We start from the raw sequence: 12,688 nt of genomic DNA on the forward strand, positions 1-12,688 counted from the left end.
TCATCGGGACGAGCTGTACGATCCAGTGATACTGACGGGTACTGTACTCGTTCTGGCTGGACTGTTGCTGTCACAAAGTCTACCGGTTCCTCTTGCAGTTGGCCTACTTTTGCTCTGTCAAGTTCTCGCTGTTTGGCAACCCCTTGCGGTGCTCTTTCTGATGCCGGTGGGACTCGCCATTTTTCCACATGACTTCTCGGTAGGCCCTGCTCGGTTTTCCTACCTCGAAGCCACGCTTCTCCTCGGGATCAATGGGAGTTTTCTCCGATCGACTCTTTCGCTGATCGGCGCACGTGACCGAATGGCTAAACTCCGGACGTTTCTTTCATGCGTTCGCCGAGCGGACTTCGCCGGACTCGCGCTCGGGTTACTGCTGGCGGGTACGGTCTCACTGGGAACGTTGGCCGACCCGGCTCATGAGCGGGAAGCGCTGCGCGAGTGGCGCTGGACGATTCTCGAACCAGTGCTGTGGTATAGTGCCGCCCTGCTCGTTTTGCGCTCGAGTCAGCATGCGCGGAGGTTGATCGCGCTCTGGGTGCTGTCGGCGGCGGGCACGGCGGCGGTGAGCGTCGCATTGTGGTTTGCTGGAGGCGGGCTTGCTGTCGAAGGGGTACGGCGCTTAGCAGGCTTTCACCCGCACCCGAATGCAGCGGCGCTCGCCTTAGAGCGTCCTGCTGTCGTCGCCCTCGTCTTGGCTATCGCTGCGCTCGCGCCGCGGTGGTTTTGGACGGCGGCCGCTGTGCCACTGGTTGCAGCGGTGGCTCTCACCTTCTCGCGTGGTGCGCTCCTGGGAATCTGGGTCGGGATACTGGTCGGACTCTGGCAGCTCGGGAAACAGCGCATGGCTGGCGCATTTCTGCTGGCAGGGTGTCTCATCGCGTTTGTCTTGGTGTTACTCTTTCCGGCTCGCCTTCAGGCTGAGCTATGGGCGGGAGGAGACGCGCTGCGGTTCGCCATTTGGCGGAGTTCGCTCGCCATGATCCAGGACTATCCACTCACCGGAGTGGGACTCGATCAATACTTGTACCAATATGTACCGCGTTATGTGGAGCCGCGAGCCTGGTCGGAGCGGTTCACCAGCCATCCGCACAATCTCGTGCTCGACTTTTGGCTTCGGTTAGGTATCGCCGGTCTTCTGATTCTGGGGAGTGCGTTTTGGCTGGTGATACGGCGCGCCCGTTCGTCCTCTCGCGATCCCTGGACAGTGGCGCTGGTTGCAGGGCTTGCAGCTGGTGGGATACATGGCAGTCTCGATCGCGGATATTTCGCACCGGAGCTCGCAGCCTCGTTTTGGCTCGCGGCTGTCATACTAGATCTGCTGCGCCTCGTTGACCGGCGCGGCGGTTGAAGACAGGAGGCCATCGTGCGCATCTTGGTGACGGGTGGGGCAGGCTTTATCGGTTCTCATCTTTGTGAGTCGCTCCTCTTGGACGGCTACCGAGTCATCGCTGTCGACAATCTCCTGACTGGACGCTTGCATAACATTCACCACCTTCTGAGGCACCCGTCATTCCGATTCATCGAGCAGGATGTCACTCGAGGCATCGATATCGAGGTCGATGCGATCTTTCATCTCGCCAGCCCAGCGAGCCCTGTCGGTTACCGGCAGTATCCGATCGAGACTTTGCTCGTGAACTCGGTCGGGACCTACCACCTACTCGAACTTGCCAGGCGTGTGGGAGCGCGGTTCGTCTTCGCGTCGACTTCCGAAGTGTACGGTGATCCACTCGTCCATCCACAACGGGAGGATTACTTCGGGAATGTCAATCCGGTCGGACTGCGCAGCTGCTATGACGAGGGCAAGCGTTTTGGTGAAGCGTTGACGATGGAGTTCGTGCGCTCTTTCGGCGTCGATGCTCGTATCGCGCGTATCTTCAATACCTATGGTCCTCGCATGGATCCGGCCGATGGACGAGTGGTGCCCAACTTCATCGTCCACGCCTTGACGGGTGAGGCAATCGAGATTTTTGGTGACGGGATGCAGACCCGTTCACTGTGCTACATCTCGGACATGGTGCGTGGTCTCCGACTCCTCATGGAACGCGATGGACTCGCGGGGACGGTGATCAATCTCGGCAATCCTGATGAACGAACGATTCTGGAGCTTGCCTACCTCGTGAGAGAGTTGACTGGAAATGCTGTCCCGATCGTGTTTCGGCCAGCGCGGCCGGACGATCCAGTCCGGCGGTGCCCGGATATCAGCCGGGCACGCAGTGTTCTTGGTTGGGAGCCTCGAGTGTCTATGGAGGAGGGTATACGGATGACGATCGACTACTTTCAGGAGGTACTCGCTCGAACTGCTGCTCTCGATGAATGACCAGTCATACTGGTTGGAGGAAAGATTGTCCACGTGGAGCGTCGCGCTCCTCGGTAGTCTCCTGGCTCTCGTGCTGGTGTTGATTGCCTGGCCGGTCGGAATGGTACTGGCTAGTGGCGTCGTATTCGTTCTCGCCGTCGTGCGCTGGCCAGTCTTGCTTCCTCTGGGGCTGATCCTATCCGTTCCACTGCAGGACGTCGTTCGGTTTTCCTTCGGTGGGATAGCTATCACCACGACACAGGCCTTCATTCTGCTGGCCATACTGCTCGGACCACTTATCGTCCTTCGTCGGCCAACACGGCTCTTTTACCCGGGGATTGCCGTGGCGACGACAGCGCTCATTGCGATCCAGGTTCTCTCACTCGGCATTGCCCAAAATACGTTGTATGCCGTGGCGACGATCTACCGGTGGACCGCAGCGCTTCTGGCTTTTCTCCTGATCATTCATCTCGTGGAGTCGCGACGATCTGTTGTCGTTCTGGGCGTGGGGTTGGTGATCGCTGCCCTCGGGGAAGTGGCATTCGGTACCCTGCAAAGCGCCCTCGGCCTGGCGCCACCCAGTTTCGCGATCTCCGGTGGATGGTATCGAGCGTACGGCACCTTCGGACAGCCTAACCCCTTCGCGGGATATCTCGAGATGGTTGGTTTGTGGCTGGCTGCCTTGGCTCTCTGGTCAGCTCGATTGGCACAGCGACTGTGGGGACGCTATCGCCGCGTACGGTTGGGAGGGTTTCTCCGTTCCAGATCGACACGGCGAGCGGCCATCGGCGCGACGGTACTGGCGTCGGTTCTGGTGGCCGGCGCGTTGGCAAGTCTGAGTGGTATTGTGTTGAGTTTTTCTCGCGGCGCGTGGCTGGGGACGAGCGCTGGGTTGGTGACGTTTGTGTTGCTTGCACCTCGCAGGCTCCGACGAAGTGTTCTCGTGGTGGGAGCGGTTATTGTCGGCGTGTTGGCAATAGGCGGGTGGAGCGAGTTGCCTGTGGCTGTCCGCGAACGAGTGACACAGTTGGTCAATTACGGTCGGCCATTCGACGTCCGTGATGTGCAACTGACGGATGCGAACTGGGCAATCGTGGAAAGGATGGCGCATTGGCAGGCGGCATGGGCTATGTTCCTGGACCATCCTTTCACGGGTGTCGGGGCAGGGAACTTTAGTGTCCGCTTCCCGGACTATTCTCCGCACCCGTTGTTTCGGATAGCTCGCGGTCATGCACATAACTATTATTTGCATGCACTCGCCGAGTTGGGAATTCCTGGATTGCTCGCTTATCTCGCGGTATTCGCTCTTGCGCTCCTGCTCGCTGTCCGCGTCTGGTGTACCCGGCACAACGAGTTCGACCGAGCATTAGCCGGAGGAGCGTTAGCAGTGACGACGGCTATCATGGTGCACAACTTAGTCGAGAATCTTCACGAGCTTCATCTCAGTATGCAGTTATTCAGCGCCTGGGCTCTCGTGTGGCGAGCGCAGGCCGGTTGGGGAACGAAGCGAGAGGCGATATGACGTCGGGTCGGCCAGTGGCTGCCGAAGGATCGGCGACAGAGCAGCTCCAATCGCTTGCACTCGGTCAGCGCTGGCGGGTGCTTGCGCGGGTGGTCGGTGGCATCGGGGTGTATGGAGTACTTGTCGGGGTTGCGTTTTGGCGTGGAGGCTTCGATCTTGCGGGTGTCGTACGGCTGCTGCTCGGAGCCCAAACGGGATATGTCGTGCTGGCGCTCGCCGCCTACTACGGTTCCTTCCCGTTCCGCGCCTGGCGCTGGAAGTTTCTCCTCGCCCGCCATACCCTCCATCCCGTTTTCCCGAAGCGGCTCGTTCTCCCCTACCTCTATAGTTGGCTCGTCAACTGCGCTGTCCCCGCAAAACTCGGAGAACTCTATCGCTGTTATCTCGTTCAACGTCGCTACGCCGTTCCCTTCTCCCTAGCCTTCGGCGCCACTCTCGTCGAGCGGGCTGCCGACCTCGTTTTTCTCGCTGTACTATTTCCCCTCGCGACATTTTTCGTCTTCCACGGGTCTGGGCATGACGAATTCCTCGTTTTACAGGTCATCGCTGTCTTCCTGACGGCAGGGTTCCTTGTTGCTCTTCTGTGCCTGCGATGGTCGCAACGGTACAGCCATCGTTTGCCGTCAATCTTCCGTCGACCGATCGCATCGCTCGCGGCAGCTCTCGTCGTCGATCGCTCGACCGCGGGCAAGGTTCTTGTCTTCACCATTCCCCTTTGGACTTTGGAAGCAGCCCGCGTCTTCGCCGAAGCCCGTGCTCTCGGTTTGGCTGTCTCCTTACCATTGGCACTCTTGATCGCGCTCGTTGCCGCACTGCTGACGACCGTCCCACTCACTCCAGCCGGTATCGGTGCTGTCGAGATCGGTGTCGTTGGTCTTCTGACGATCCTCGGTTTGAGCATCGAGCAAGCGGCCGCACTCGCACTCCTCGACCGACTCGTGGCCTATTGGAGCGTTTTTCTCGTTGCCGGCATTCCCTGGCTTGCCGAACGACTGCGTCGCGGATGGCGCCCGTGAGAGTAGCCATCGACTTCACTCCCGGCCTGAACCAGCTCGCTGGTATCGGACGCTATACGCGCGAACTGGTACGAGCCTTGACCGAGAATGCCCAGTTCGAGATCATCCTCTGGTACGGGCGTACGTCGTCCCCGCTTCCCCACTCATCGTCACCCCGCATCCACTATCGACAAATACCCTTCAGCGAACGATGGCTCACACGGCTTTGGTATCGAGTGAGAATCCCATTTCCGATCGACCCCCTCATCGGGCCAGTCGATGTCGTGCACGGGACCGATTTCCTCGTTCCCCCAGCGCGTTGCGCACGCGTCGCGACTGTTCACGATGTCAGCTTCCTCCTCGTGCCTGAGCTCGGCCACCCCCGTCTCGTTTCGTTCTTGCAAGCGGTCTTTCCCCGGATGCTGCGGACAGTGGACGCGCTCATCGCCGTCAGCGAGTCCGTACGACAGGATCTACTTCGCCTTTATCGACTTTCTCCAGATCGCGTCTATGCCATTCCACACGGTGTTGCTTTTCCCTTTGCTCCACACCCACCACAACACGCTCGCCCAGTCATCGCTTCCCTCGGTATCCGAGAGCCCTACCTCATCGCGGTCGGTACCGTCGAACCGCGCAAGGGTTATCCAGTTCTACTCCAAGCAGTCGAGCGCGCTGCGACGAAAATTCCCGATCTTCAATTAGTCATCGTCGGCGCGACTGGCTGGCTAGCCGAACCGATCGAGCGCGCTCTCGAGGCAGCACAGGGGCGTGGGCGCGTGCTTCGCCTGCGCGGCATCAGCGACCAGACTCTCGCTGCTCTGTACAGTGCTAGCGCTGCGTTCGTGACGGCGTCCTTCTATGAAGGATTCAATTTGCCGCTTCTCGAGGCCCTCGCCTGCGGCGCGCCGGTGATCGCGACCGACATTCCGGTTCATCGTGAGGTTGCTGGGGATGCGGCTTTGTTCGTTCGCAGCGGCGATGTGGACTCTTTAGCCGAAGCGATCATCGGCCTCCTCACGGAGGGGGCGCTCGCAAGCCGTCTGCAGAAGGCCGCGTCCCAACGAGCTTCGCGGTTTTCCTGGCACAAAAGTGCTGAGCAACATAGTGCGGTGTATCGAGCAGTTGCCAGCGAACACGCGAGTCGTAGGCCATGAGTCATCCGAGCTGTGCGCACGCCCGACGTCCCTGTTAGTCGGAGAATCGATCATGATCGCCCGCACATGGCAACTGGACCCACTGCTTCCGCTCTGGTTTCCTCTCGCTCTTCTCGTAGTCAGCCTTCTCGGTCTTTTCGGGCTCGCAGCGTTGGGAACCGTTAGGCTGCACGGTCTCACGGTCAATCAAGCGCGTCGGATTCTCGCCAACTCGGCGACTCCCTTGGTTGCACAACTCTTCAACCGTGCTGTCGATCTCATCTTCGCGGCTATCGCCTTGCGCATTCTCGGCGTCGAAGGGAACGGCGAATACGCGATCGCCACAGTGACCTGGCTGTACCTGAAGACGATCACTGACTTCGGTTTGAGCATACTGGTCGCCCGTGAAGTCGCGCGTGCCCCACAACGAGCCGGGCGCCTAGTCGGCTCGACCACTCTCTTCCGTTGGGCAGTCCTCCTTTGTCTCCTCCCACTCGTGGCAGTAGTCGTCACGACTGGTCGAGACTGGCTCGGACTCTCGCCAGCCAGTCTCACGGCGATCGTTTTACTGGTGATGTCGATCATCCCAGCCAGTTACAGTGAGGCGATCAACTCCGTCTTCACCGGCTGCGAGCGCATGCACTTGCCCGCAATCTTGACCATCTTCACCAATCTGGTTCGCTTCGCCATCGGGCTCCTCGCCCTCGGCTACGGTCTCGGTGTTCCCGGCATCGCTACAGCAGCAGTCATCGCCGCGACCTGCAATGCGGCTGCTTTTCACTTGGCCATGAATCGGCAAGCGATGCGCGTCGAGTGGGTGTGCTCTCTCGACGAATGGCGCTCCTTGGCAAAAAGCGCTTGGCCACTTCTTCTCAACGGCTTACTGATCACAGTCTTCTTCCGAATCGACACATTCGTTATTCAGGTGTTCGAGGGGTCGTACAGTCTCGGCATTTATGATGCCGCCTACAAATTGCCGAACCTCGTACCTCTCATACCCTCTTATTTCGTGCTCGCGGTCTTTCCCCTCCTCTCTCGCCAATCCGGCGACGATCGTCGTCGCAGTTTCGAACTCGGCGCAAAATTCCTGATCCTGACCGGCTGGCTCATCGTCCTCGTGACGCTCATCGGAGCGCCACTCTTCATTCGGATTCTCGGGGGGCAAGCCTTTTTACCGGAAGCGGCCGACACGCTCCGTATCCTGATCTGGTTTACCCCGCTGCACTTTCTGAACGGTATCGCCCAGTACGCGGTGATCGCAGCTGATCGCCAACGGGCGATCGCTCCAGCTTACATCGCAGCGACGATCTTCAACCTACTGGGGAATCTCGTAGGTGTTCCCCTCTTCGGTTATCGAGCAGCAGCCGTCGTGACGGTGCTAACCGAAGTCGTCCTGTTGCTCGCTTTGCGTCGAGTACTCGAGGAGAGCCTCGGCCCGATTGATTGGAGGGGCCTTCTCTGGCGCCCCATTCCAGCCGTGCTCAGCGCATCGGCGGTAGTCTGGTTCGCTCTGGAGTATCTGCCGCCCGCGATGGTCCTCGTTCTTCCGTCCTACTTCGCGCTGCTGTGGTTGACCGGTACAGTGTCTTCACGAGATGTCGCTCTCCTTCGGCCGATACTTCCTCACCGGCTCGTCGAGCGTTTACGCAGTTATCGATGAGAGCGACATAGTTCGAGCATTGCCACGATTCTCTTCTCGCCAGCAGGTGATCCAGGAACTTTCCGGTTCGATCTCCCACGCATCTCCGAGCACATGCCACCCATTTCATACTGCAAGCTCAGTTCGAGATCCGGCCAGCGGTAGCCCATTACTCGATTGCGTTCCTTGCCCAACTCGAAGCCCCAGACGCACCCTCTGACCGCTCGATACGGCAAGACGAAGGGGGCATGTCGCACGACACCCTGATCGACCTCGACCAGCCAGACTCGGTCGTTGTCGGGGCTGCCTGAGAGAACACATGTCACGAGCGCAGTGCGCGTCTCAGGAAACACTAGTCAGTTCCTGAAAAAGTGACCAGGAACGATGAGATCCATCGTTCCCTCGGCTGGGGTCACGCTCCATACTCCCGGACGAGTTCCGTCAGGTAGGCTACCGATGAGCAGGCGTCGTGATCGTACGCTTGCCCTTCCCAATGTGGAGACGCGCCACCCACTGAGGGTACGCGTTTCCTCAGTCGACCGCTCGAGCACGAACAGGCGAGCGACGCGGCTGACGGCTGAAACTCGGTTCCGTCTGCTCTTCGACGACGCGCCAGACCGCCCGGCGTCCGGTTGGATCAGGGAGTGCCGGAAACTACCTTGTGTCGATACTTGCCCGCAGGGTATCGTCCCACGAGTACAGCTCCGTCCTTCGCCTGTGGAGATTCCGGACCGCGATGATGTTCTTTACTGCCATACCGAACCACGCTGTAATCCGACGCCGCTCGCCTGAAACGACATTGACGAGCCACGTCCTGGCTCCCAGCTGCGCAGCGAAAACCAGTAGCTAGTCGCGTCCTACCCACACGAACAGTCTACAACGCTCCGCGACGGCGACAATACTCACCCACTGCAGAGCCAGTTCTCGGGGAAGGACCGACCGGCTTTCCGATGGCGAAGTGCCTTCACCCTGCAATGATCTCGACTCTGATCTCGGAATTCTCCCTCGGAGCGACGGCGACTGCGGTGAAACGACCGTGGCAACCAGGTCGAGCGATATGCTGGAAGGACCGAACCGCTCGCCGGAGAGCGGGCGAGCCAGCATCACGTTGAGCGAGATGATCACCATCCCTAACGAGAGCCCCTTCAGGAACTCCTTACGGTGCCCTAACTTCCTGCCACGTAGTGCACGCTGCCCCTCGGAAGTCGATCTCTGGTCGATCCCACGGGGGACGCCAGAGCGTTCGATCACCGTACCGAAGGGCGAAAGGCTGCCCAGGAAGCGACAAGCCGAGCGTCAGCCCTCACCAGTCAGCCTGGATCGAGTGCACAGGATCGTCGGCCGAGCGCACAGTCGCGTCCCGAATCTCCAGATGCTGGTGATGAGCTTGCCCGCAGGTCGGTCTGGGTAGGGCATCACCCAATCCGACCGGGTCATCGCGGTCGATACGCTGACTAATCTGCAGCAGTGACCGTTCCAAGAGCTCCCCAAGGAGCGAACAGTAGCCGTTCGGATGAGCGAGGACGAAATTATGCGGACCAGCTCGGTAGGGACTGTCGATCGCAACGATAACGTCGTCATCGATCGCCCGTACCACGGTCGCGCACCGTGAGGCGACATTGATTTTCGAAGTGGAGTCCTTGTCCAGCCATAGACAGGACACGCTGTTTTGTGCGTTCACCGTGTTCCGGTACCACTGGCAGACAAATCATGTCGACAGCCCCAGTGGCTCAGCAAGCGAGAAGCTGACGGATCACGCTTCTTGCCCGTAACTCGTTGATGCGAGAAAGAATGCCCACGGAAACGAAGCTGGCGACGATGGCGACCTAGTCGAATACTCGTTTCCTCATCCGACGCATTCGTTCGACACTGCTTGGCCCATCGACGATACACTGATAGCGATAAGAGGGGAGCAAAAGTGCTGACTGTGCTCCATGGCGAGAGCGAGTTCCAGCGCGAGCGACAACTCGCTGAGCTACGGATGTCCCAAGATCCAGAAGGATTGGCGACCGTACGGTTTCCCCGCGGCACGCCTATTTCGACGATCATGGCGGCTGCTCGGACTCCCGGTTTCTTTCTCGCTCGACGCTTGGTCATCACCGAGTGCCTTGTAGCGGATCATATCCGCCAACAGCAGCTCGATCCTGACCTCCTCCATGCAGTAGCCACTCTCCCTCCGAGTTGTCACATCATCTCGCTCGAGCCACCCTTGCCGCCAGTCGTCCTCGATCGACTGCGTGCCACGCTCGGTGATACTGTTACTTTCCTCGAGTGCAGCGTGCCGATGGGGGAAAAACTCATCGACTGGGTAACAGAGCGCGCCCGCTACTACGGGGTAGAGATCGAGCCTGCAGCCGCCGAAGAACTCCTCATTGCCATCGACCCGACCGCTTTTCAGAGACGACGCGAGCACGCTGGCAGCGAGAGCGACCAGCAAGCCGGACTCGATCTCGCACGCGTCGATCAGGAGTTGGCCAAACTAGCGACCGCCGTTTACCCGGAAAAAATCATCCGCGTTGCCGTTGTGCGCGAACTCGTCGCTGCCGATGACGCACCACTCGAATGGGCGCTCATCGATGCATTGAATCGTGGAGACGGCACAGCCATCGTGCGAGAATTGGAACGAGCGCTCGAGACGAATGCTGCCCCTGATGTCTTGCTGGCGCAGTTGGCCAACCACTTCGAAGCGCTCTTGGCGGCTCAGATACTGCCGCAACTTTCGCCGGATGCTGTCGCCGCGGCGACTGGATTCTCCGCCCGACGGATCGTTCAGATCCGCCGCATACTGTCGACACGATCACCCATGAACGCTGGGGCGATGCTCGCAGCGCTCCGCACTATCGATGCTTCAGTCAAGCGGGGAATATTGATCGACAGCGAAGCCGCACTCGCTGTGACCCTCTTGACAGGAGCACAGCGAGTGCGGCCAGTGGTACGCCGTTCCGTACGTTAGGTGCGTCAGGCCGACTGCTCTTGTCCCTGCTGTAGGCGCGCTTTTACCAGTGCATTGAAACGCTTCATCAGGCGCGACTTCCGGCGGGCCGCGTTGTTCTTGTGAATCGCCCCTTTTGCGGCTGCTCGGTCCAAAGTCGAAATCGCGTCTCCGATCACGCGTGCGGCAGCCTCCAGGTCTCCGGCTTCCATTAGCTTACGCGCCTTCTTGATGAAGGTTCGTGCCATCGATCGCCACATCCGGTTGCGGAGCCGACGCCGCTCGGATCGCCTCAATGCTCGTGCTGCAGACTTCGTATTTGGCAAGGCTATCCACCCCCTCGAACGCCATCGACGGCTTCGTTCGAACACTCTCTTGTCTCATGCACCAGTCTAACACGAACCCTGTCCCCGCGCCGAGTCACTGCACCATGTTTCCCCATGTCATGCTGGACTCGGTTATGTGCCCACCCTAGCTTCCATTCCGTTTGTCGCGCCCGGCGTGGAGAGCGTGGCAGGGGCTAAGATAACCGCGATGAGTGAGGGGGCAAATGGCAGACGCCACGACGACGACCCAGCGTGTTGCACGCGCAACTGTAATCGTCGCTGCGTGTTTCGTCGGGAGCCGCATGCTCGGACTGGTGCGCGACGTGTTGATCGCTGCCCGCTTCGGCACCTCACCCGACTATGCAGCGTATGTCGCCGCTTTCCGCATACCTGACCTTGCCTTCCTCGTCGTGATGAGTGGAGCGTTCGGGTCAGCCTTCATTCCGGTTTACGCCGAACTCCTCGCTCGGCGTCAGGTGCGGTCAGCTTGGACACTTGCTAACACCCTGCTGACGATCTCGCTCGCCTCGTTCCTTCTGGTGTGGTTGGGGATCTTCCTGACAGCGGACGTCGTTATCGGAAGCATCGTGGCACCGGGATTACCACCCGGTGAGCGCGCGCTCGCGGCAGATCTCACCCGTTTCCTGATGCTCTCCCCTCTTCTTTTGGGTATCGGCGCAGCCGCGAAAGCGATGCTCGAGTCGGAGGCACGCTTCACCGAACCGGCTATCGCGCCGCTGCTCTACAACATCGGAATCATCCTCGGAGCACTCCTTCTTGCCCCACGTCATGGAGTTTTTGGACTGTCGCTCGGCGTGGTGCTCGGAGCAGGAGCATACGCCGCATTCCAGTTGTGGGCACTGGCCCGAACCGGGTGGCGCTATCGACCGATGATCCAGCGCCACGCTCCCGGTCTACGCGAGGTCGCCCGTATGCTCGGACCGCGGTTGCTCGCTCAAGTCGCTATGCAAGCGAATATCGTCGTCCTCACCAACTTCGCTTCGCGGATCGGTCAGCAGCAGATCGCTGCCCTTCAGTATGCCTACCAGATATTTCTGCTCCCCTACGGAATCGTCGCACTCAGTGTCGCCACTGTGCTCCTCCCGACGCTGAGCCAGTACCGCACCCACGGGCAACTCGAAGAGCTTCGCGAGCTGTTCGGCCGAACGCTCCGCTCCGCAATCTTGCTCGTGACGCCAGCTATCGTCTTTTTCGCTGCATTGGATCGGAGTATCGTCCAAACGCTGTTTCAGTTCGGTGCCTTTACAACGGCGTCGACGACGCTGGTCTCCGAAGCCCTGCGTTGGTTCGCACCCGGCCTGATCGCCTTCACGGTCGTCGAGCTGCTCACGCGCTTGTCCTATAGTTTCAAAGATAGTACTGCACCGGTCGTTGCTGGAGGTATCGCGGTCGCTTGTAATTTCGTGTCGAGCATGCTCCTTCTCCAGCCACTCGGTCATCGGGGACTCGCTCTGAGTCTGAGCATCGCCACGACCATCGAGATGGTAGTTCTCGTGGTCCTCGTCCAGCGGCGGACGCGCGTGTCTCTTGCGCCCACCCTGAGAGAACTTGGACGAGCGATACCGGGAATACTCCTGTTGACGGTCGTATCTGTGCTCTTTTCTGGACCGCTGGCCCGCGCCACCGATCCATCGCAAGGCCGATCCGTTACACAGTTCGTCCTCTTCGTCTACACGCTGACCGCTCTGCTCGCCTCCTACATGACGCTCCTCCTGGTTTGTCGTCAGCCGGATGCTCTCGCCCTCCTCTCCCGACTCGTCCGTTACGGGCGAGGCCCGGCAAGGCGAGTTCGGACCGGTATACTTGATCGGTGATATTGCCGCG

Annotated in this window: 10 protein-coding genes; 8 read left to right on the forward strand and 2 right to left on the reverse strand. The window is 59.8% G+C overall.

From position 1 onward, the window contains the following. Positions 1–25: 25 nt before the first annotated feature. Genes ACWIVK_RS01625 through ACWIVK_RS01650 form a run of 6 tightly spaced genes read left to right on the forward strand, consistent with a single transcriptional unit; the run spans position 26 to position 7,606 of the window. Positions 26–1,348 carry an O-antigen ligase family protein gene (locus ACWIVK_RS01625; RefSeq protein ID WP_448574785.1) on the forward strand — a complete coding sequence of 441 codons (1,323 nt, stop codon included), beginning with the start codon at positions 26–28 and terminating at the stop codon, positions 1,346–1,348. Positions 1,349–1,363: 15 nt separating this feature from the next. Then, positions 1,364–2,317, forward strand: a complete 954-nt coding sequence (locus ACWIVK_RS01630; RefSeq protein WP_448574786.1) for a UDP-glucuronic acid decarboxylase family protein — start codon at positions 1,364–1,366, stop codon at positions 2,315–2,317. Between the two features lie 25 nt (positions 2,318–2,342). Next, positions 2,343–3,818, forward strand: a complete 1,476-nt coding sequence (locus ACWIVK_RS01635) for an O-antigen ligase family protein (protein ID WP_448574787.1) — start codon at positions 2,343–2,345, stop codon at positions 3,816–3,818. After that, complete coding sequence (locus tag ACWIVK_RS01640) at positions 3,815–4,834, forward strand: lysylphosphatidylglycerol synthase transmembrane domain-containing protein (RefSeq protein WP_448574788.1); 1,020 nt, start codon at positions 3,815–3,817, stop codon at positions 4,832–4,834. Before ACWIVK_RS01635 ends, ACWIVK_RS01640 begins: the two co-directional genes overlap by 4 nt. Next, a complete protein-coding gene (locus ACWIVK_RS01645; RefSeq protein WP_448574789.1) occupies positions 4,822–5,967 on the forward strand; it encodes a glycosyltransferase family 4 protein in 1,146 nt (381 codons plus the stop codon). The genes ACWIVK_RS01640 and ACWIVK_RS01645 overlap by 13 nt, the downstream gene beginning before the upstream one ends. Before the next feature lie 52 nt (positions 5,968–6,019). Beyond that, entirely contained in the window at positions 6,020–7,606 is a 1,587-nt protein-coding gene (locus ACWIVK_RS01650; RefSeq protein ID WP_448574790.1) for a flippase, read from the forward strand. 1,282 nt (positions 7,607–8,888) lie between these two features. Here ACWIVK_RS01650 and ACWIVK_RS01655 read toward each other — a convergent pair. Next, positions 8,889–9,182 carry a hypothetical protein gene (locus ACWIVK_RS01655; protein WP_448574791.1) on the reverse strand — a complete coding sequence of 98 codons (294 nt, stop codon included), beginning with the start codon at positions 9,180–9,182 and terminating at the stop codon, positions 8,889–8,891. 321 nt (positions 9,183–9,503) lie between these two features. Here ACWIVK_RS01655 and holA point away from each other — a divergent pair, with 321 nt between their 5' ends. Next, positions 9,504–10,538 carry a DNA polymerase III subunit delta gene (gene holA / locus ACWIVK_RS01660; protein WP_448574792.1) on the forward strand — a complete coding sequence of 345 codons (1,035 nt, stop codon included), beginning with the start codon at positions 9,504–9,506 and terminating at the stop codon, positions 10,536–10,538. Between the two features lie 5 nt (positions 10,539–10,543). Here holA and rpsT read toward each other — a convergent pair whose 3' ends face one another. Beyond that, positions 10,544–10,843 carry a 30S ribosomal protein S20 gene (gene rpsT, locus ACWIVK_RS01665; protein ID WP_448574793.1) on the reverse strand — a complete coding sequence of 100 codons (300 nt, stop codon included), beginning with the start codon at positions 10,841–10,843 and terminating at the stop codon, positions 10,544–10,546. 224 nt (positions 10,844–11,067) lie between these two features. Here rpsT and murJ point away from each other — a divergent pair, with 224 nt between their 5' ends. After that, the gene (gene murJ, locus ACWIVK_RS01670; RefSeq protein ID WP_448574794.1) at positions 11,068–12,678 is read left to right on the forward strand and encodes a murein biosynthesis integral membrane protein MurJ; all 1,611 of its coding nucleotides are present in this window, start codon (positions 11,068–11,070) and stop codon (positions 12,676–12,678) included. Positions 12,679–12,688: the final 10 nt, after the last annotated feature.

Source organism: Thermomicrobium sp. (assembly GCF_053493975.1).